The 20,218-nt window shown below is 68.1% G+C and carries 20 protein-coding genes; 11 read left to right on the top strand and 9 right to left on the bottom strand.

Going from position 1 to position 20,218, the window contains the following annotated elements; translation table 11 throughout:
* Positions 1-79: 79 nt before the first annotated feature.
* Positions 80-853 carry an ESX secretion-associated protein EspG gene (locus NBRGI_RS02495; protein WP_029892613.1) on the top strand — a complete coding sequence of 258 codons (774 nt, stop codon included), beginning with the start codon at positions 80-82 and terminating at the stop codon, positions 851-853.
* Between the two features lie 5 nt (positions 854-858).
* Here the strand turns inward: NBRGI_RS02495 and NBRGI_RS02490 are convergent, their stop codons facing one another.
* Positions 859-1,905, bottom strand: a complete 1,047-nt coding sequence (locus tag NBRGI_RS02490) for a DMT family transporter (protein WP_029892612.1) — start codon at positions 1,903-1,905, stop codon at positions 859-861.
* A gap of 721 nt (positions 1,906-2,626) precedes the next feature.
* On the opposite strand from NBRGI_RS02490, the gene NBRGI_RS02485 reads away from it, so the two are divergent.
* Positions 2,627-3,796: a helix-turn-helix domain-containing protein gene (locus NBRGI_RS02485; RefSeq protein WP_029892611.1), complete on the top strand. Its 1,170-nt coding sequence runs from the start codon at positions 2,627-2,629 to the stop codon at positions 3,794-3,796.
* Positions 3,797-3,816: 20 nt separating this feature from the next.
* On the opposite strand, the gene NBRGI_RS02480 is transcribed toward NBRGI_RS02485, so the two are convergent.
* The 4 genes from NBRGI_RS02480 to NBRGI_RS02470 all read right to left on the bottom strand — a co-directional run bounded on the left by NBRGI_RS02480 (position 3,817) and on the right by NBRGI_RS02470 (position 6,870).
* Entirely contained in the window at positions 3,817-4,467 is a 651-nt protein-coding gene (locus NBRGI_RS02480; RefSeq protein ID WP_158439751.1) for a histidine phosphatase family protein, read from the bottom strand.
* 421 nt (positions 4,468-4,888) lie between these two features.
* Positions 4,889-5,098, bottom strand: a complete 210-nt coding sequence (locus tag NBRGI_RS46035; RefSeq protein ID WP_081868749.1) for a hypothetical protein — start codon at positions 5,096-5,098, stop codon at positions 4,889-4,891.
* A gap of 109 nt (positions 5,099-5,207) precedes the next feature.
* Complete coding sequence (gene hemW / locus NBRGI_RS02475) at positions 5,208-6,371, bottom strand: radical SAM family heme chaperone HemW (RefSeq protein WP_029892609.1); 1,164 nt, start codon at positions 6,369-6,371, stop codon at positions 5,208-5,210.
* 106 nt (positions 6,372-6,477) lie between these two features.
* A complete protein-coding gene (locus NBRGI_RS02470) occupies positions 6,478-6,870 on the bottom strand; it encodes an SgcJ/EcaC family oxidoreductase (protein ID WP_029892608.1) in 393 nt (130 codons plus the stop codon).
* 230 nt (positions 6,871-7,100) lie between these two features.
* Between NBRGI_RS02470 and NBRGI_RS49800 the strand changes: the two genes are divergently transcribed.
* The 6 genes from NBRGI_RS49800 (at position 7,101) to NBRGI_RS02445 (ending at position 12,965) form a co-directional block, all read left to right on the top strand.
* On the top strand, positions 7,101-7,193 hold the full coding sequence (locus NBRGI_RS49800) for an Ms4527A family Cys-rich leader peptide (protein ID WP_357874310.1): 93 nt from the start codon (positions 7,101-7,103) through the stop codon (positions 7,191-7,193).
* Positions 7,194-7,324: 131 nt separating this feature from the next.
* Positions 7,325-9,136, top strand: coding sequence for a nitrite/sulfite reductase (locus NBRGI_RS02465; RefSeq protein ID WP_029892607.1), 1,812 nt, complete (start codon positions 7,325-7,327; stop codon positions 9,134-9,136).
* 37 nt (positions 9,137-9,173) lie between these two features.
* Positions 9,174-9,893 (top strand): phosphoadenylyl-sulfate reductase, encoded by a 720-nt coding sequence (locus NBRGI_RS02460; RefSeq protein WP_029892606.1) that lies wholly within the window; start codon positions 9,174-9,176, stop codon positions 9,891-9,893.
* A 73-nt stretch (positions 9,894-9,966) separates the two neighbouring features.
* Positions 9,967-10,917: a sulfate adenylyltransferase subunit CysD gene (cysD, locus tag NBRGI_RS02455; RefSeq protein ID WP_029892605.1), complete on the top strand. Its 951-nt coding sequence runs from the start codon at positions 9,967-9,969 to the stop codon at positions 10,915-10,917.
* A gap of 1 nt (position 10,918) precedes the next feature.
* A complete protein-coding gene (locus NBRGI_RS02450; RefSeq protein ID WP_029892604.1) occupies positions 10,919-12,214 on the top strand; it encodes a sulfate adenylyltransferase subunit 1 in 1,296 nt (431 codons plus the stop codon).
* 1 nt (position 12,215) lies between these two features.
* Positions 12,216-12,965 carry a sirohydrochlorin chelatase gene (locus NBRGI_RS02445; protein WP_051727443.1) on the top strand — a complete coding sequence of 250 codons (750 nt, stop codon included), beginning with the start codon at positions 12,216-12,218 and terminating at the stop codon, positions 12,963-12,965.
* 13 nt (positions 12,966-12,978) lie between these two features.
* Here NBRGI_RS02445 and NBRGI_RS02440 read toward each other — a convergent pair whose 3' ends face one another.
* Together NBRGI_RS02440 and NBRGI_RS02435 are read right to left on the bottom strand one after the other, a co-directional pair.
* Positions 12,979-13,605, bottom strand: a complete 627-nt coding sequence (locus tag NBRGI_RS02440; RefSeq protein ID WP_029892602.1) for a TetR/AcrR family transcriptional regulator — start codon at positions 13,603-13,605, stop codon at positions 12,979-12,981.
* A gap of 95 nt (positions 13,606-13,700) precedes the next feature.
* Entirely contained in the window at positions 13,701-14,645 is a 945-nt protein-coding gene (locus NBRGI_RS02435; RefSeq protein WP_029892601.1) for a helix-turn-helix transcriptional regulator, read from the bottom strand.
* Positions 14,646-14,742: 97 nt separating this feature from the next.
* Between NBRGI_RS02435 and NBRGI_RS02430 the strand changes: the two genes are divergently transcribed.
* The 3 genes from NBRGI_RS02430 (at position 14,743) to NBRGI_RS02420 (ending at position 16,734) form a co-directional block, all read left to right on the top strand.
* Positions 14,743-15,153 (top strand): VOC family protein, encoded by a 411-nt coding sequence (locus tag NBRGI_RS02430; RefSeq protein WP_029892600.1) that lies wholly within the window; start codon positions 14,743-14,745, stop codon positions 15,151-15,153.
* A 214-nt stretch (positions 15,154-15,367) separates the two neighbouring features.
* The gene (locus tag NBRGI_RS02425; RefSeq protein ID WP_051727442.1) at positions 15,368-15,943 is read left to right on the top strand and encodes a sigma-70 family RNA polymerase sigma factor; all 576 of its coding nucleotides are present in this window, start codon (positions 15,368-15,370) and stop codon (positions 15,941-15,943) included.
* Positions 15,940-16,734 carry an anti-sigma factor gene (locus NBRGI_RS02420; RefSeq protein ID WP_051727441.1) on the top strand — a complete coding sequence of 265 codons (795 nt, stop codon included), beginning with the start codon at positions 15,940-15,942 and terminating at the stop codon, positions 16,732-16,734. Before NBRGI_RS02425 ends, NBRGI_RS02420 begins: the two co-directional genes overlap by 4 nt.
* Positions 16,735-16,773: 39 nt before the next feature.
* Here the strand turns inward: NBRGI_RS02420 and NBRGI_RS02415 are convergent, their stop codons facing one another.
* Together NBRGI_RS02415 and NBRGI_RS44880 are read right to left on the bottom strand one after the other, a co-directional pair.
* On the bottom strand, positions 16,774-17,568 hold the full coding sequence (locus NBRGI_RS02415) for an HAD family hydrolase (RefSeq protein WP_029892597.1): 795 nt from the start codon (positions 17,566-17,568) through the stop codon (positions 16,774-16,776).
* Positions 17,569-18,244: 676 nt separating this feature from the next.
* Positions 18,245-20,218: Hsp70 family protein (locus NBRGI_RS44880; protein WP_148310652.1), on the bottom strand; the 1,974-nt coding region annotated here is incomplete at its 5' end.

Here is a 20,218-nt window from a genome sequence, read left to right as displayed (position 1 = left end):
CGTCGCACGAGGGTGGTAGCGGCCCGCGCGGGCTTTCCCGCGGGCGAGATCGAGCTAGGTGAAGGAGACCGGAGCAGGCATGGCTGAGTGGAGTTGGGAGCCGGACGATTTCGCGTCGCTCTGGTACTCCGAGGCGCATGACCGGTTGCCCAGTCCGCTGCGCTACACCAGCCGGTTCGCCCTGCGGGACGAGTTCGCGGCGCACCGGCGCGCGGTCCGCGCGCGCTATTCGGCCGACGAGCTGGAGGAGATCCAGCTGGCCTTGCACACGTTGAGCAGTTCGCAGCTGCGGATCGAAATCCTCGGTGGCACAAGCAGACACAAGAACAGCACCGGGCCGGGAGATTTCCGGGAGTATCGGATCATCGGTGCGCGCAATCCGTATCGCGCGGTCACCTTGATGCAGGCGGGGACGGAAACCGAGCACGGTCCGATCCGTGTGCGCATGTTCCGTCCGGAGAGTTTGCCCGCCCGGGTGGTTCAGGCGGTCCCGTCGTGCGCGCCGGGCAGCGCCGCACCGGCCACGTTCCATCCGGACGATATCGGCCGGCGCCGCAACGGTTACTTCGAGGATGTCGCCCGCCAAACGCCGCGGGAGCAGTACCAGCGTCTGCTCGGGCGTCCGGCCGACGGTGGCGGTACCGCCGTCCTCGTCGCCGCGCCCTGGCACACCAGCGCCGAGCCGTGGCAGGTCTTGCAGTGGCATGACATCACCGACGACGGCCGCTACACCGAGACCCGCGGCTCGCACGTCGCGGTCCGACCGGCAACCCCGGCGGACCTCACCGCACAGTTCACCACCTGGATCGAGCGGTCCCTCAAACGTTTAGCCGACGCTCAGGACACCTGGTAGGAACCTCAGCGCTGTTCAGATTCCGAACCCGATCCAGGCGACATGGGCCCGACGGCACCGGCATACTGCCGCAACTCGTCGTCTCGCAGCGGTTCCGGACTGGTCGGTAAAGGCGTCCACTGCACCGGATCCGGCGGTTCGAGTTCCCGCTGTTCCACTTGGACCGGAACCGACTCGCCGCGTTGCGCGTCGGTGGGTGCGCGCCCGTCGGCGATGTTCAACCCCACCGCGCACAGGACGATCAGCACCCCGCCCGCGATCCCGGCCCAGGTCGGCACCTGACCGAAGAAGATCAATCCGAACAGCAGACCCCATACGCATTCCAGGGTCAGCAGATTGCCGCCCTGCACCGGATCCACGCGCTCGAAGGCGTAGTTCATCAGGAAGACGTTCAGCACGCTGAGCCCGCCCGCTATCCCGATCGCGGTCCACAGCATCGCCGGGGAAACCTCCGACGGCAGCCGCGGCAGACCTTCCCATTGGCACAATGAGGTCAGTGCGACACCCAGTGCACCGACACCGACGGTCAACGCGGTGATCTCGTAATTGTTCAGGATTCCGCCGTGCCAATCACGGCCCAGATAGCTCAGCGAAATCGCGACCATCGCGACCAGGGCGATCACGTCGCCTTGTTTGCCGGAGCCCCAGCTCATGCCGAAGCCGGACAGGATCGCGACCCCGATCGCGGACCCGCTGACGAAAAACACCCGGACCGCGGTCACGGGCACTCGGCGCAACACCAATCCGAGTGCCGCGACCAGCGGTAGCGCGGCGATGAACGAGATGTTGCCGACGGTCGTCATCGTCGCCGCCTTCGCGAACAGCGTCGTCCCGAAGACATAGAGCAGGACGGTGCGCACCACGATCACCGACCATTCCCGGGCACCTGCGTGGAGGATCACCCGCCATCGGATCCAGCGGCCGAAAACGACCGCCGCGATCACGAATGCGACACCGGCGCGTAGGTAAACTTGTTGGGCGACAGTGAAACCGGTGTCGAGATACCGCGAGAACACGGTGAGCATGGCGAACGACGCGGTCAGCAAGATCAACGCACCGATACCACGCAGGTCGATAAGTGTTCTGCGTTGTGCGAGCGCGGTGCCGTTGATGCGCTGAGCCTACCCAGCGCGACGCACCGCCAGTTCCGTACTGACGGGTATTTTTCACGTGCCGCTCACGTCTGAGCAGGCACCTCAGGTTGTCAGGGGGCTAGACAGATCCCTCCATGACATGGTGGCTACGGGCATGCTTTCGATCGGCGGCACAGTGGCACCGACGACCCCGCGCCAGCCAACCTGCCACCACCCACGCCGCGGCCAATACCGTGACGCTCAATGTATCGAGTGCCGCCGCACAGGCGACAAAGGCCGCCAACGCGGTCACAACGGTCCCAACAGCGGTCAGCACGTGCGCGATCTGCGTGACGAATGACGAGTGCTCATCCTCACCGGCTTGGCACGGGCTCGCCGGGACCCCACCGACGATTCTGATTCTTTTCATGCGCAACAGCGTGCCGCCGCCGCATCGACCAGGCCAGAGACACCGCCCCGCTTGCACGTATCGCGCGCAGAACTGCCGGAAAGTGGACGTTGGACCAGCTCAGGGATACGGTCGAAAGCGCGGATGTTGCCGAGGCCAGCGCACGTCCGCTCAGTGCATAGCCAGTCATCTGGAGCAGGGGTGAGCAGTCAGCACAGCATTGCGTGCGGGCGCCGTGTCGTACGCGAATTCGAAGCCGCTGGGTCTTCGACCTGGGAGACGGTCCATGCCGTGCGCGCGCATTGCGGGGTGTCGTTGCTGCGCGCGCATCGCATCGCCTACGGATTCACGCTCGTCGATGTCGCACAGCAGTTGCAGGAACTCGTCAAAACCGAATCACCGTGTCGCGGGTTGTCCCACCAGAGCGTGTCCCGCTGGGAGACCGGGTTGGACATGCCGTCGTATCAGTTCCTCGACGCGCTCTGCCGGCTGTACCGAACCCGACCCGATCGGCTCGGGTTCGGCCACGACTACACCGACGACGAACCCGAGCGCCGAATCGTGTTGCCCGCGGTGGTGCGCGGCGGGCCGACGGCGTGGGAGATCCTGCGCGCCTTGGAATCCAGTCTCGAGCTCTGCGGGTATCTGGTCTATGTGCTGCCGCCCTCGGAGTACATTCCGGCGCGCATGCGGGATCTGGCGCAGGTCCAGCAGTTGCAGCTGACCGACCACTCGGCCGATATGCACCGCCGGTTGCATCGGATCGAGGCAATTCTGGCCGGGCTCATCGCCTTTCGGATGAACGACGTCGCCGATCTGCACGACACGTTCATGTGGTTCTATAAGGCTCGCCGCGCCGCCCGCTTGGCCGGCGACCGGGAAGTGGAGGCGTGGCTGCACGGACATATGGCGCACACGCACGAGTGTTACCGCCACGCACTGGATCAGGGTTTGGCCATGGCGCGCGCCGCGCAGGCGTCCGGCGGTGCCGGCCCGGATTCGGCCATGGTTTTCGGGTTGCTCGCGGAGGCGGGAATCCAGGCCCGGATCGGCCGGCGCCGGGAGGCGATCGAGGGAGTGCAGGCCGCCGAGCGAATGTTCGCGAGCCTGCCTTCCGACGTGAAATCCGATGACAATCTGGGCATTTCGGAATACATCCTGCGTTGGCACCAGTCGCACGCGTTGAGTTCGATCGGCGACTGGCGCGCGGCGGAGGAACTGCGTCAGCGGATGCTCAGCCTGCCGATGGCCGACAAGGATCAGGTCGGGCGCTCGCTGCTCGACCTGGACATGGCGGCGATGCGCACCCGGCAGGGCGATCCGGAGCACGCCCGCGCACTGATCCGGCAGGTATGGCAGACACTGCCCGCGGAACTGCGGGTCGGCCAGGTCCGCCGCCACATCTCGCAGCAGATCGTCGCGTTACCCGCACCGATGCGAAACAATTTGCTGGAGCCATGATTTCGGCCTTTCCGCGAAATTCATTCCGGCGGTAGGTGCCCGCGCTCATCGTAGGATTCCAGACGATAGCCGTCCGATTTGCGCCGCCAGCTCGTGAGCGACCCATTGCCCGCGAGCCCGTCGGCGGTTATTGCCAAAATTGCTGTGTCGTCGAGGTTTTCGAGTAATTGCCGCAGGTACAGCACTACCGCGTCGTGCGCCACGATCAGCACTCGGCGGTGCTGCCGATCAGCCTCGAGGTCGGCCACCACGCCGCGCAGCCGCGCCGCGACATCGCGGAACGATTCCCCTTCGGGTGGCCGATATCCGAGCGGATCGCACGCTTCTTTCGTCGCCTCTTCGGGGAACTGCTCCCGCACCGCGGCAGACGGTAGGTGTGCGAGCCGGCCACGATACCGGTCGTAGAGGCTGGGGTGGACCGCGTAGCACGGCAAAGGTATTGCCGCAGAACGCAATTCCGCCTCGGCCAGCTGCCAGGTCCGGACCGCGCGCAGGTATGGGGAACACAGCACCAGTTCGGGTCGCTCGCCGGGTGCCATGGCCGCCAGCCGCCGCCCGACGGCCGCGGCCTGCCGATGCCCGAGTTCGGTCAGGTCGATCGCCATATCGTCGGTCTCGCGGTAGGCCCCGGCCACAGCGGCGACATTCGCCGTGCTCTGCCCGTGCCGCACCGCGTACAGCAAATCGACCCGCCCACTGTCTTTTCGGTGCCCACAGTCCACCGCACTCCCCCACTCTGTAGGTTTCCCACGCTACTGTGCGGCCGCCGCGCGCACGCCGACCTCCCCTCCGGTCGCGACACACCGAGGCGTGCGAGGCACGATCCCGCTGAGCCGCGCTGCGCCGTGAAGCGTTGCGGCGCAGGCGGAATGGCGCGATCGGCGGCCGAGGCCAGCTGGGCGTGTCCGACCACGACGGCGTGCCGGACGACTCGAGGTCGGCCGCGCTCGCAGGGCAACTGGTACGCAATCATGTCGGCCGCGATGACGGGGCAGACATCAATGAAGCGACCGGGTGCGACGACGGCCCCGCAGCTCGAGTCGATGGCACGCTGCGTGCGCCGGCTCGGCCGACCCGACCGGGTCCGAACTTTTAGTCGCAGACCCTGGCTTGTTTGCCCGCTAGGGCGTCCAAGCCGAGCATCGCCAATAGGGATTGGCAATCATCGGCATTCTGTGAATAACTGGCGACCGTGCGGGCGGCCACTGCGCTCTGTCGCGCATTTTCGGCCTTTTCCGCTGCCCGCGCCTCGGCGAATTCGCCCGGTTCATGGATGAGGGTGATGTGTCGTGCCGGGGACATGAATCTCCTTGGGGTTGGTCCGAAGCCTACAAGGGTCATCGGCTCCGCGATAGCCGAACCAACCCAGGAGTCCGCGGAAATCCCTAACGGCACGATAGGGGCGGCGTGGTCAGGGGACGAGCAGGCGCCGGACCACGCCGTCGGCGAGGAGTCGGCCGCGGTCGGTGAGCACCAGGTTGTCCGCGTGTCGAACCGCCAGACCGTCGGCGACGATCTGGCCGGCGGCGGTCGCGCCGAACTCGTCGAGTTCGGCCAGCGGCAGACCGGTGCGGAGCCGGACGGCGAGCATGAGGCGCTCGGTGTAGCGCTCGTCGGCGGTGAGGGCCTCCCAGCCGGCGGCGGGCAGGCCGCCCGCGGCCACCCGGTCCGCGTAGCGCGCGGGATGCTTCACGTTCCACCAGCGGACGCCGCCGACATGGCTGTGCGCGCCGGGTCCGGCGCCGAGCCAGTCGCCGCCGTCCCAGTAGCCGAGGTTGTGCCGGCAGGCCGCCGCCGGACCGGCGGCCCAGTTGGAGACCTCGTACCAGGTGAGACCGGCGGCGGTGAGGCGGGCGTCGATGCGTTCGTAGCGGGCGGCGAGGACGTCGTCGTCGGGGGCGGGCAGTTCGCCGCGGCGCACTCGACGGGCCAGCGCGGTGCCGTCCTCGACGATCAGCGAGTAGGCGGAGACGTGGTCGACGCCCGCGCTGAGCACGGCGTCGAGACTGGCGTCCAGGTCGCTGTCGCGCTCACCGGGCGTTCCGTAGATGAGATCGAGATTGACGTGCGCGAATCCGGCGGCGCGGGCTTCCTGCGCGGCCGCGACCGCCCGGCCCGGGGTATGTGTGCGGTCGAGGACCTTCAGCACGTGCGCGGCGGCGGACTGCATGCCGAGCGAGATCCGGGTGAACCCCGCGCCGCGCAGCCGTTCGAAGAACGCCGGATCGGTGGATTCCGGATTGGATTCGGTGGTCACCTCGGCGTCGGCGGCGAGGGTGAAGTTCGCGCGGACCGCCTCGAGCACGTCGGCCAGCCCGTCGCCGCCGAGCAGCGAGGGGGTGCCGCCCCCCACGAAGATCGTCGCCACCTCGGGTGTCGCCGTCGGCAGTGCCGCGAAACGTTCTGCCGCCGTGAACAACTCACCACGCAACGCGTCGAGCCAGGATTGCGGCGACGCCGACGTGCCGAGTTCGCCCGCCGTGTAGGTGTTGAAATCGCAGTATCCGCAGCGGGTGGCACAGAACGGCACATGGACGTAGACCCCGAACGCACCCCCGCCGAAGTCGCCGAGCACGGGCTCGGACGTTTCGGTTTCGACAGGGACAGCCGCAGGGGAACTCACCCCTCCAGTCTGCCGGTTCCCCGCTGCCCGGCCGCACGCGGGCAACGGGGGCGACGCATCAGTCGGTGACGGGCGTGTTCTGGTTGGCGGTGAGCAACCAGCGGCCGTCTTCCTTCGCCATCACATACATCGGTGAGCCCTGACCGGTGAGTTCGCCGTCGTGGTTCAGATAGCGTTGGACGACTTTCACCGCGGCCACATCAGGCCGGATGAACAGAACGTGCTCGACCTCGTAGGTGGCTGTGCCGTCGCGCATGGCGCCGGGCAGGGCGGCGGCGGTGAACTCGGCGATCGCGGCCCGGCCGAACAGCCGCTGACCGTGGCCGGTGGTCCAGATGGCGTCTTCGCGGAAGAGACCGACGAACTCGTCGACGAGTTCGTTCTGCTGCGCATGCTGGACGGTGGCGACGACTGCGCGGATGGCGTCGAGTTCGGTGGTAGTAGTGCTCATGCCGACAACGGTTACACCTCAACATTAGTTGAGGTCAACTGCCGGATCGCGCGTGACCCCCTGTGAGACAGCTCACTTCGGCGAGATTTCCGCATCACGAGCCGTGATCGCCAGTTGATCTATGACAGCCGTCACATCTGAGGGGAACGGTCCAGGGGATTTCCCGGCAAAGTGCGGAAAATACGGGCGAGGGGTCGGAACGCCAGCGCTGACATGGCACAATAGCCCGTATGCGCGCATCGGGAGTACGACTTGTGGCACGTCGCCACGTCGACTACAAGCGCGTCTGTAGCGCCTGCTGTCTGACCGACTCTTCTCGGTAGTTCAGCGCGCCCATTCCCGGGCTCCACCGGCGACCCTCAAAGTTCCGCATCGCCTCCGCTGCACACCGCAGGTGCGAGATCAGCCCCTCGCGCCTTCTGCACGGCAATCACCAACCCGCAGGAGCGACCCCATGACGTCGAGCACCGACGCCGGTCCGATCGATCAGTCCGGCCCCGAGTCCCGGCCCAGCCCGCAAGCGCGACCCGAACGCCCAGCCTCCGAACGCCGCGTCCGCCCAGACCGCCCGCGCCCGGAAGCCTCGGCGGCGCCGCGCGCCCGCACGGGTAAGCCGGTGCGACGCAGGGCCGAAGGCCAGTGGGCGCTCGGCTACCGCGAGCCGCTGAACCCGAACGAGCAGTCCAAAAAGGACGACAACCCGCTCAACGTGCGCGCCCGGATCGAGAACATCTACTCGAAGGCCGGCTTCGACAGCATCGACAAGGGCGACCTGCGCGGACGCTTCCGCTGGTGGGGTCTCTACACCCAGCGCGAGCAGGGCTACGACGGCACCTGGACCGGCGACGAGAACATCGATCTGCTCGAGGCCAAGTACTTCATGATGCGCATCCGCTGCGATGCGGGCGCGTTGAACGTCGAGCAGCTGCGCACGCTCGGCCAGATCTCCACCGAGTTCGGCCGCGATACCGCGGATCTGTCCGACCGCGAGAACGTCCAGTACCACTGGATCGAGGTGGAGAACGTCCCGGAGATCTGGAAACGGATCGAAGCGGTCGGGCTGAAGACCACCGAGGCGTGCGGCGACTGCCCGCGTGTGGTGCTCGGCTCCCCGCTGGCGGGTGAGTCGCTGCAGGAGATCATCGACCCGACGCCGGCCATCGACGAGATCGTGCGCCGCTACATCGGCAAGAAGGAGTACTCCAACCTGCCGCGCAAGTTCAAGACCGCGATCTCGGGCCAGCAGGACGTGGTGCACGAGATCAACGACGTCGCGTTCGTCGGCGTGGAGCACCCCGAGCACGGCCCCGGCCTCGACCTGTGGGTGGGGGGTGGCCTGTCCACCAATCCGATGCTGGCGCAGCGCGTCGGCGCGTGGGTGCCGCTGGACGAGGTGCCCGACGTGTGGGAGGCCGTGGTGTCGCTGTACCGCGACTACGGTTACCGGCGGCTGCGCACCAAGGCGCGGCTGAAGTTCCTGGTCAAGGACTGGGGCATCGAGAAGTTCCGGCAGGTGCTCGAGGACGAATACCTGAAGCGCAAGCTGATCGACGGTCCCGCGCCGGAGCAGCCGACCAAGCCGATCGACCACGTCGGGGTGCAGAAGCTGAAGAACGGGCTCAACGCGGTGGGCTTCTCCCCCATCGCGGGCCGCGTCTCGGGCACCATCCTGACCAAGGTCGCCGACGCGGTGGAGCGGATCGGGGCCGACCGCATCCGGTTCACGCCGTACCAGAAGCTGATCGTGCTCGACGTCGCCGACGACAAGGTCGACGAGCTGATCGACGAGCTGGCGCCTCTGGGGCTGCAAGCGCGTCCATCGCTGTGGCGGCGAAACCTGATGGCCTGCTCGGGCATCGAGTTCTGCAAGCTCTCCTTCGCCGAGACGCGCAAGCGGTCCCAGGCGCTGGTGCCCGAACTCGAGGACCGGCTCGCGGATCTCAATGCGCTGCTGGACGTTCCGGTGACCATCAACATCAACGGCTGCCCGAACTCCTGCGCGCGCTCCCAGATCGCCGACATCGGATTCAAGGGTCAGCTGGTCGACGACGGCGACGGGAACCAGGTCGAGGGCTTCCAGGTGCACCTGGGCGGCAGCCTCGGCTTCGACAGCGCTTTCGGACGCAAGCTGCGTCAGCACAAGGTGACCAGCAGCGATCTCGGTGACTACATCGAGCGGGTGGTGCGCAACTTCATCAAGCACCGCGAGGACGGCGAACGGTTCGCCCAGTGGGCCGTTCGTGCCGACGAGGCGGATCTCAAATGAGCCTCGATTGCGCCGGGCACGTGATGGGAGATCAACTGTGACAACGGAACTGGTGGCGAAGCTGGCCGAGGACGAGCTCCGCGCGCTCGCCGCGCAGGGCGCCGCCGACCTCGGGCCGGACGCGTCCGCCGTCGACCTGCTGCAATGGACCGAAGACACGTTCGGGTCGGGCTATATCGTCGCCTCGAACATGCAGGACGGCGTGCTGGTCCACCTGGCCGCACAGGTGCACGCCGGCGTGGACGTGCTGTTCCTGGACACCGGCTACCACTTCGCCGAGACCATCGGCACCCGCGACGCCGTCGAGGCGGTGTACGGGGTGAACGTGGTCAACGTGCGGCCGGAACACACTGTGGACGAACAGGATCGGCTGCTCGGCAAGGACCTCTTCGCACGCGACGCCGGGGAATGCTGCCGGCTGCGCAAGGTCGTCCCGCTGCGCAAGTCGCTGTCCGGCTACAACGCCTGGGTCACCGGCATTCGCCGGGTGGAGGCGCCGACCCGGGCCAACGCCCCGCTCATCTCGTTCGACGAGGCGTTCGGTCTGGTGAAGGTCAATCCGATCGCCGCCTGGTCCGACGACGAGATGCAGGCCTACATCGAACAGCACGGCATCCTCGTCAATCCCCTTGTCGAAGAGGGATATCCGTCCATCGGCTGCGCTCCGTGCACGCGGAAGCCGGAGCCGGGATCCGATCCGCGAAGCGGCCGCTGGGCCGGCCTCGCCAAGACCGAATGCGGGTTGCACACCACATGACCGAGTCAGGACCCGGAGGCGGCAGCCTGCGTAACCACGTAGGGCCCCTCGGGCATGTGAAAGGGGATACAGCATGACGGAGACGATTGTGAACGAAGCTTCGAACGTTACCCAGCGCGCCCTGGGGATCAGTGATTTCGATACCCTCGCCGCGCTGGAATCCGAGTCGATTCACGTATTCCGGGAAGTAGCAGGCGAATTCGAGCGGCCGGTGATCCTGTTCTCCGGCGGCAAGGACTCGACCGTACTGCTGCACCTGGCGCTCAAGGCCTTCTGGCCCGCGCCGCTGCCGTTCGCGCTGCTGCACGTGGACACCGGGCACAATCTGCCCGAGGTGCTGGAGTTCCGGGACCGGATCGTCGAGCGCTACGGGCTGCGGCTGCACGTCGCCAAGGTGGAGGACTACCTGGCCGACGGCAGGCTCGCCGAACGCCCCGACGGCATCCGCAATCCACTGCAGACCGTCCCGCTGCTGGACGCGATCAGCGAGCACCGCTTCGACGCGGTGTTCGGCGGCGGCCGCCGCGACGAGGAGCGTTCGCGCGCCAAGGAGCGGATCTTCTCGCTGCGCAACGCCTTCGGACAGTGGGATCCGAAGCGGCAGCGCCCCGAGCTGTGGAACCTGTACAACGGGCGGCACGCACCGGGCGAGCACGTCCGGGTCTTCCCGCTCAGCAACTGGACCGAGCTCGATATCTGGCGCTACATCGCCCGCGAGGACATCGATCTGGCCAGCATCTACTACGCGCACCAGCGTCCGGTGTACCAGCGCGACGGCATGTGGATGACCCCCGGCGTCTGGGGCGGACCGCGCGAAGGCGAAGCGCTGCAGACACTCTCGGTGCGGTACCGCACCGTGGGCGACGGATCATCCACCGGCGCCGTGCTTTCCGACGCGGCCGACAACGAGGCGATCCTCGCCGAGGTGGCCGCGTCCCGACTGACCGAACGCGGTGCGACCCGCGGCGACGACCGGGTGTCCGAGGCCGCGATGGAAGACCGCAAGCGAGAGGGTTATTTCTGACATGTCCGACCTACTGAGGCTGGCCACCGCCGGTTCTGTCGACGACGGCAAGTCCACTCTGGTCGGACGGTTGCTCTACGACACGAAATCCGTGCTCGCCGACCAGATCGACGCCGTCACCCGCGCGTCGGTGGACAAAGGCCTGGCGACGCCGGACCTTTCGCTGCTCGTCGACGGCCTGCGCGCGGAACGGGAGCAGGGCATCACCATCGATGTCGCCTACCGCTACTTCGCCACGCCCCGACGCTCTTTCGTGCTCGCGGACACCCCCGGGCACGTGCAGTACACCCGGAACACCGTCTCCGGCGCGTCCACGGCGCAGCTGGTAATCCTGCTGGTAGACGCGCGCAAGGGGGTCATCGAGCAGACCCGTAGGCACGCCGCGGTATTGGCGCTGCTCGGCGTGCCGAAGCTGGTGCTCGCGGTGAACAAGATCGACCTGGTGGACGACGCGGCGACCGTCTTCGCCGAGATCTCCGCCGAATTCAACCGGCTCACCAGCACGCTCGGCTGGTCCGACGAGGATGTGCTGGAGATCCCGGTCTCCGCGCTGCACGGCGACAACATCGCGACCCGCTCGTCGAACACCCCGTACTACACCGGCCCGTCGCTGATCGAGCACCTCGAGTCGGTGCCGGTCGACGCCGACAGCACCGGCGATCACACACTGGGACTGCGTTTTCCGGTGCAATACGTGATCCGGCCGCGCACCGCCGAATACCCGGACTACCGCGGCTACGCGGGCCAGATCGCGGCGGGCTCGGTCGCGCCGGGCGACGAGGTGGTGGTGTTGCCCTCCGGCATTCGCAGCACCGTGGAGCGGATCGATACGCCCGACGGCGAGCTCGCGGTGGCCCAGACCGGGCGCAGCGTCACCCTGATCCTGGCCGACGACGTCGATATCTCCCGCGGCGACATCATCGCCTCGGTGGCCGACGCGCCGGAACCGATCGACACCTTCGACGCCACCGTCTGCTGGCTGGGCGACAAGCCGCTGCACCCGGGCGCGCGCCTGCTGCTCAAGCACGGCACCCGCACGACCCAGGTCATCGTCGGCGGACTGCTGGAGCGCTTCGACGAGCAGCGGCTCGCGGCCGAACCGAACCCGGAATCGTTGGCGCTCAACGACATCGGTCGTGTATCGCTGCGGGTCGCCGAGCCGCTCGCGGTCGACGACTATCGGGTGAACCGGCACACCGGCAGCTTCCTGCTCATCGATCCCGCGGGCGGCAACACCCTGGCCGCAGGCCTCGTCGGCGACGTGCTGTCGACCGTCGAGGTCGGCACCGGAGCCTGAGATGCGCGGGCTCGCCGCCCACCGGGGCAGGCCCGCGCTGATCGCGGTGGCGCACGGCAGCCGGGATCCCCGCTCGGCCGCGACGATGGCGGCAGTGGTCGCCGATCTCGCCGCGGCACGACCGGAATACGATGTGCGACTGGCGTTTCTGGATCTCAGCGCGCCGTCGGTCGAGCATGTGGTGGCCGCGGTCGCGGCGGCGGGACATACCCACGCGGTGGTCACGCCGCTGCTGCTCGGCAGCGCTTTCCATGCCAGGGTGGATCTGCCCGGGCTGCTGGCCGCGGCCCGCACCCGGCATCCGCAGTTGCGGTTGACGCAGGCGGATGTGCTCGGGCGTGACGCCCGATTGATCGGGGCGCTGCGGGATCGGGTACTCGAGCGCCGCACTGCGTCGTCGCGCCTCGGCATCGCGGTCGCCGCCGTCGGCTCCTCGTCGGCGGCGGCGAACGCGCTGACCGCCGAGGTGGCGCGACGACTGGCGGCGCGCACCGGCCAGCTCACCGATATCTGCTTCGCCACGACGGAACCCACTGTGGGCCAAGCTATTTCACGGTTACGTGCGCGCGGCGCCGAAGAGATCCTGGTCGCGCCTTGGTTCCTGGCCCCAGGGTTGTTGACCGATCGGCTCGTGGCGGCCGCCCCGCACGTGGTGCACGCCGACGTCATCGGGGCGCATCCGGCGCTGTCCGAGATCGTGTGGGAACGCTACGACACGGCGCTCGCGAACACGCTCACCCTGTCCGCCTGAATCGTTCGCCGAATCAGTCGCTGAGCAGGTTGTCGACGATCGAGCGGGCGGTCGCGACGCCCCATTCGTCACCCATCTGCTGGGCGCTGTGCGCCGCCCCGATCACCGCGCCCAACTCGAAAGCGATCACGTCGGCATTGCGCCCGGTGAGATGGCCCTGCTCCTGCGCGAGGCGAATCTCGTTGGACAGAAAGGTGGCGAAGTCACGGCTGTCCGCCGCGATGGCGTCGCGCAACGGCCCGGGACGGCTGTCGAACTCCGCGATGGTGGCCACCCGGAAGCAACCACCGGGAAACGCGGGCGCGGCGACCTGGCCGAACCACCGCTCGACCACGGCCCGCAGCCGTGGCATCCCGGCCGGCTCGCTCATGCTCGGCGTGACGACCGCGTCGATGAAGACCTCGCGGGCGACCTTGATCGCGGCGAGTTGCAGGCTTTCCTTACTGCCGAACAAGGTCGCGATACCGCTCTTGCTGACACCGAGATCGGTCGCGAGCCTGCCGATGCTCACACCCGTCAATCCCTCGACCGACGCCACATCGGCGGCATGCCGGGCGATCGAAGCCCGGGACCTCGCGCCTTTCGCCAGGCGCTGGTCGGCACCGGGCTGCTGGTCACCGGCGGTTTTCGGCTCGGTCATACTGACATTGTTCCACGAACACGAACGGTCGGTCGTACGCGGAGGTAGGAGTTGTAGGCGCTACCGAAGACGGACGAGGCGGCTGAGGCCCGGCCCTACCCGCCGGCGTAGCGGTCGAGAAGTTCGGCGCCGATGCGGGCCAGTTCGGCACGCACGTCCTGCGGGTCGAGCACCTCGATGGACGCGCCCCATCCGGCGAGCTGCTGGGCCAGCATCCACGACGTGGGTGCGGTGACCTGGACGCGAATGCGACCATCGGGGATCGGGCCGTCGACCACGCAGTTCCTGCCCTGCTGGTTCCGCAGGATAGGCAACAGACGTTCTGGAATGAGGACCGTCGCAGCTGTGCTCGCGCGACGCTGTTCCATCTCGTCCACGACTTCGTGCCAGGCCGCAGAAAGATCGAAATCGGCTGGGCGATAAGCCGTTTCCGTGGTTACCACGGCCTCGGCGATCCGGTCGACGCGAAAGGTGCGCTGACCGCGGTCCGTCCCGGCGACGAGGTACCAGACGGCGTCCTTGTCGACCAGGCCCCACGGGTCAACCAGGCGCTCAGTATGTTCCCGGTTCCTGCCGGTGTATTTCAGGCGAACCTTGTTGCGCTGCACTACCGCTCGCTGCAGCTGCGAGACCACCTGCGGGAGTTCGCGGTCCGTCTGCCCCCAGCGGGACGGATCGATCACCACCGCGTCGGCCGCCGCCGCGTCTGAACGGAATGTCTGCGGCAGGGCCCGAACCAGTTTGCGCAGTGCCGATTTCGCCTCGGGTACCGATCCCGCCGAGGGCCCCGCCAGTAGGAACAGCGCCCGCGCCTCCCCCGCCGTCAATCCGGTGAGGTCGGTGCGCGCGCCGCCGACCAGCGACCATCCACCGCCCCGGCCCGGCTGCGGATACACCGGGACACCCGCCGTAGACAACGCTTCGAGGTCGCGGCGCGCAGTGGCGACCGAGGTTTCCAACTCCGCGGCGACCTCGGCCGCGGTCACCCGCCCGCGCGTCTGCATCATCAGCAGGATCGCCACCAGTCTGTCCGCTCGCATGCGCACAATTCTGCCGGAAAAAGTGCTCATTCCGTGCGCACTTTATCTCGGATCATTGATTTCACCAGCAAGAACGAACCGACGAAGGAGATCACAGATGCTGCGCGGAATGGCGACGAGCACCTTTTACGCCGACGATCTGGAGGCCGCCAGGGACTGGTACACAGAGTTCCTCGGCATCGAGCCGTACTTCCACGTCCCCAACGGGTACTACGAGTTCCGGATCGGCGACTACCTGCACGAATTCGGCATCGTCAATCGTGCCTACGCCCCGGCGGGAGCCCAGAACGCTCCCGGCGGCGCGATCGTCAACTGGCATGTCGACGACCTCGCGGCCACCTTCACCCGCCTGCTCGAACTCGGCGCGAAGGAATACGAGCCGATCATCGAGCGCGGCACGGGCAGCGGCTTCGTCACCGCGGCCGTCGTCGACCCGTTCGGCAATGTCCTCGGCCTCATGTCCAACCCGCACTACCTCGAGGTCCTCGCCAAGACGGGTCCCGCATAGGGACTGGTCAGATGATCACCAGGTAACAGTGGCGGCATCGGCCGAGCGCCGAACACCACCATTACCTGGTGATCATCCGTCCAGCCGACCACGTGGGACGAGGCTTCCGGGTAGCCGGGGTGTCGCGCCGACCGGCGCGGCATATGATCTGGGCCACATTCGCCGTGATCATCGTGCACGGCTTCCGGCTCGTTCAGGCTTGGAAGGACACCGCATGGTCATCTCCGCCCGAGCAGTACCCGGTGCCATCGGCGCTCAGCAGGCTCCGGAACTGCTGATCCGGCAGGCCGGCCGCGGCGACGAACAGGCCTTCGCCGAGCTCTACGACATTGTCGCGGGGCCGGTCCTCGGCCTCGTCACCCGGGTGATCCGGGACCACGCCGAGTCCGAAACGGTCGCACGGGAGGTGCTGCTGGAGCTCTGGCAGGAAGCGCCGCTGTTCGACCAGCAGAACGAGTCCGTCCTGGCTTGGGCGCTGAAGATCGCGCATCGCCGCGCAGTGGACCGGGTCCGCGCCGCGGCCGGCGCCGAACGCGACGGACAGCCGGAACTGCGGTGGTGTTTCGACGAGGTCGTGCAGACCACCTTGGACCGGATCGAGGACGATGCGGTCCGCCGGTCGCTGACCGAACTCACCGACTCGCAACGACGGTCACTGATCCTCGCCTATTACGGCGGCTACTCCTATCGCGAAGTCTCCGCGGTACTCGACAAGCCGGTCGGCACGATCGAAGCCAGAATGCGCGACGGACTGCTCCGCCTGCGCGAGAGCATCGGCGACCCCGCGTGACGGCCGAGATCCACCACCGCACCGGCGCTTACGTTCTCGACGCGCTGTCCGGCGAGGAACGCGCTGCGTTCGAGCGCCACCTCATCGAATGTCCGTCCTGTCACGTCGAGGTCGACGCGCTGCGGCCCGTCGCGGTGCGGCTCGCGTCCGCGGTGCCATCGGTGTCGGCCAGCGCGCTGAAAGAGCAGGTACTCGCCGAGATCGGCACGCGCACAAAGGCTTTCGCCACGAGCTCGCTCGACCGGACCCAGATCATCCCCGCCGTCGCCGACCTGGAACGCACCGCGATCCTGCCGCCGCTGGAACAGCTGTCGGACAACGACTCTCCCGCCGATACCGATCGGCGCGGATGGTTGGCGCGGGTCTGGATCGGCGTCGCGCTGGCGGCAGCCGCCGTCGCCGTCGGGCTCGCACTCGTCGATCGGACAGCGGTGCCGGAATCGGCGGTGGCGGCCGAGCAGGTCCGCAACGCCCGCGACGCCGTCACCCGCACCGGTGTCGTTTTCGCGGGCGACGGCTCGGCGACGGCCGTGCTGTCCCGCAGCGTCGGCAAGGTGGTGGTGGCGGCGACCGGGCTGCCCGCACCGAACCCCGGCCACGGCTACCAACTCTGGCTGATCCACGCCGACGGCACCGCCCGCTCCGCCGGCATGATGCACACCTCCGCCAACACCACCGAACTCACCGCCGACCTGCTCCCCACCACCGCCGCCCTCGCCATCACCACCGAGCCCACGTCCAGCTCCGATACCCCGACCACGCCACCGAGTGTCCGCATCGATCTGCACTGAGCTACAGTTGATTCCTGGGCGCGCACCGCGGCGCAGGACTCAGGGGCGGAACCAGCGTTCGAGGACGGTGGCGACGCCGTCTTCGTGGACGGTGCCGGTTATCTCGGTGGCGAAGGACTTCACTTCGTCCGGCGCGTTGTCCATGGCAACGGAATGTGCTGCCCAGCGCAGCATTTCGCGGTCGTTGTAGCCGTCGCCGATGGCCAGGGTCGCCGTGTGCGGAACGCCGAGGGCGCCGCGGAGACGTTCCAGCGCCCAACCTTTCGAGACGCCTTGGCGGGAAACGGTGAGCCAGGGCCCGAATTCGCCGTGCACCCAACTCGCGCCGGGCACTTCCAGCTCGTGCAGCAGGGCTCGCATCTGCGTCAGCGTGCCCTGCGGCCACCAGCCGTTCAGTCGCGGCGTCGGCTCGCTGCTCAGTGCACCGTGATCGACCAGAAGGTATTCGCCGATGGAGAATTCGCCGGGACTGACACCGGTCGCCCAGTGCCCGACGCCTACCTTCTCCACCGCGAAGATCATCTCTGGGATCAATGCGCGCAGCGCGAGCACGGCGGGCGCCGGATCGAACGCCTCGATGGCGACTGGCTGACCATTCGCGACGTCGACCTGCACCGCCCCGTTGGAGCACAGCGCGTGCCCCTCGACGAGGCCGAGCTCCGCGAGCACCGGCCGAGTGGTCAGCACGGTCCGCCCCGTGGTCACCACCACGTGCGCGCCCGCCCCGATGGCCGCGCGCACCGCCGCCGCCACCCGCTCGGTCACCGGGCTACCGGTATCGAGCAACGTGCCGTCCACGTCCAGCGCGATGAGCCGCGGACCCCCTACTGTCATCACCTCATTGTGCCAACGGGGTACGACACCCGTCCGCCGTTCACGACGCCACACCAGCGGCTCCCGCGCAGTTCCCGTCCGCCGTTCACGACGCCACACCAGCGGCTCCCGCGCAGTTCCCGTCCGCCGTTCACGACGCCACACCAGCCACTCCCGCGCAGTTCCCGTCACCCCGCGCGCGTGTCATTCGAACGACACCCGCGCGGGACACCAAAGCGCGCGCAGGTCGACTCGCAGTGGGTACGACGGGCAGTCGACAACCCGACGAAGAACCGCCAGCGCAGAAACCACGTCACCGCGCCAGCCAACAGAGCACCGCACGAACGCAACGACCCCTCGGCCTCGCTCGAGCGGGGCGACCGCCGCGATGCCTGCACCGCAACGAAGCCCAGTACATGCTGCCACCCGATACGAAACCCCCAGCACAGGAACCACCTCACGAACCCCAGCCAACAAGGTGCCGCACGAACGCAACAACACCTCGGACCCGCCCGAACGGAGCGACCGCCGCGACGCCTGCACGCAACGAAGCCCAGTACTTGCTGCCACCCGATACGAAACCGCCAGCGCGGGAACCACTTCACGAACCCAGCCAACAGAGCACCCGCACGAACGCAACAACACCTCGGACCGGCCCGAACGGGGCGACCGCGGCGACGGCTGTCCGCGACGTGGGCTAGTTCTTGCTGCCACCTGAGGAGGAACCGCCGGAGGAGGAACTGTCGGAGGTGGAACCGCTGGTAGTAGAGCCGCCGGAAGTCGAGCTGCTCGACGTGGAATCGCTTGATGTGGAACCACCGGAGGTGGAACCACCCGAGGTCGAGCCACCGGAGGTGGAACCGCCGGAAGTCGAACCACCGGAGGTAGATCCACCAGAAGTGGAACCGCCGGAATCGGAACCACCGGAGGTGGAACCACCGGACGTGGAACCGGAATCGGAACCGCCCGAAGTCGAACCACCGGACGTGGCACCACCCGAGGTGGAACCGCTGGTCGATTCTCCCGACGTGCTTCCGCCGGTCGTGGCACCACCGGTGTCGGTGGAACCTCCGGCGGCGGGTGTGGAGGTACCGCCGGAGGTTGTGCCACCGGCACTGGTGCCGGGAGCAGAAGGGGTTGTGCCGGTGGTGGTTCCGGAGGTGGGCAGCTCGGTGATCGGGCCGGCGGCGGGTACACCGGGGATCGTGCCCAGGTCCAGCACCGCCGGGGTGGCCCCTGGCTGCGGAGCGGGCGGGGTGGCACCGGGAGCCGGCGGTGTCGCGGGGGTGCCTGCGATCGGCGCGGCAGGTTGGCCAGGGGTCCCGGGAGTCGCGACGGGCGACTGGCCGAAGGGCAGGGGGTTGATGAAGTAGGCCGGGTTCGCGTAGGGCGAGCCGTGGTATCGGTCTGTGGTGTCGTAGGTTCGGGGCTCGTTGTGGTCGCCGCGACGGGATTCGGCGAGGGTCGGGCCGAGGGGCGTCGAGTGCGCGACAGGCGTGATGAACTTGCTGTACGCGGACGGGCGCGCAAGACCGGTGGAGGCGGCGAGCGAGCGCGGCGGCGTCCAGCCCGCCGGGGAGGCGATCCACGCTTCGTGATTGCCCGCGATCCGGTCGAAGCCGGTGTCGTACAGCGCGCTGTCGTTGGCAGGCAGGTCGCCGCCCGGGAAGTGCTCGAGGATCGGCGACGCGTCGGGCCCGGCGGGACTGCCGAACACCGTCACCGCCGACATCGCCACCGCGGAGACGACAGCGGCACTGGAGAACACCGCAACGCGCGGGGCGTTCTGCTTACCGCCGGACGCGGCGAGCGCCATCGTCCGCGCGGCCCGCAGGGCGGCCCCAGCGGCCACGGTGTGCCCGGGATCGGCCGAAACCACCAGGGGGCGGCCGAGTTCGGCGAGGGTACGGGCGACCTCGGCGGGACGGGACGCACCGCCGATCACCAGGATGCGGCTGATATCGGAGAGGGTGAGGTCGGCCGAGCGCACGACGTCGCGCACGATCTCGAGGGTGTCGTGCACATGTGCGGCGCGCAGCCCATCGATGTCCACCATGGACAGTATCGAGGTCGCGGTGGCGGCACCCGGCCCGGCTTCGTGGGCATAGCGCGCGATCATCGCACCGAGTGGCCGCCCGCCGAAGTCGAAGGAGCGCATCGGCTTTCCGACCATCGGGTGGTCGTCCCAGTCGGGCCCGACCCGCACGACGGTGACGTCCAGGCTGGTTCCGCCCAGGTCGTAGACCAGCACGAAACCGGGCTCCAGCGGACCGTGCTCGGCCGCCAGCCATTCCGCGGCGGCGACCGGCTCGGGCACCAGCTCGACATCGCCCGCCCCGGACAGATCCAGCGCCTGCCGCAGCAACGCCACGTCCCTGCCGGAATACGTTGCGGGATAGGTGGCTACCGCACCGGACTCGGCCGCGGTCGGTTCGGCCGCGCGCAACCCGTTCACCACCGCCGCGACCAGGTTGGCGGGCGACCAGATGCGCCCACCGACGACCATCGGCTCGGGGTCTCGGCTCAGGTCGGCGAAATCCGTTACGGCCATGGTGAATTGCGGGATGCCGCCGACGCGCAGTCCGCCTGCGCTGTCAAAGGTCACCGCGGTGCGCCTGCTGCGCACGACGGGCCGGGTTCGCGCACCGGTAACCGAAGCCGTCATAGAGTT

This window comes from Nocardia brasiliensis IFM 10847, from assembly GCF_000710915.1.
GTDB lineage: Bacteria > Actinomycetota > Actinomycetes > Mycobacteriales > Mycobacteriaceae > Nocardia > Nocardia brasiliensis_A.
Note: the sequence above shows the minus strand (reverse complement) of the source record. Positions and strands in the feature narration are given on the sequence as shown.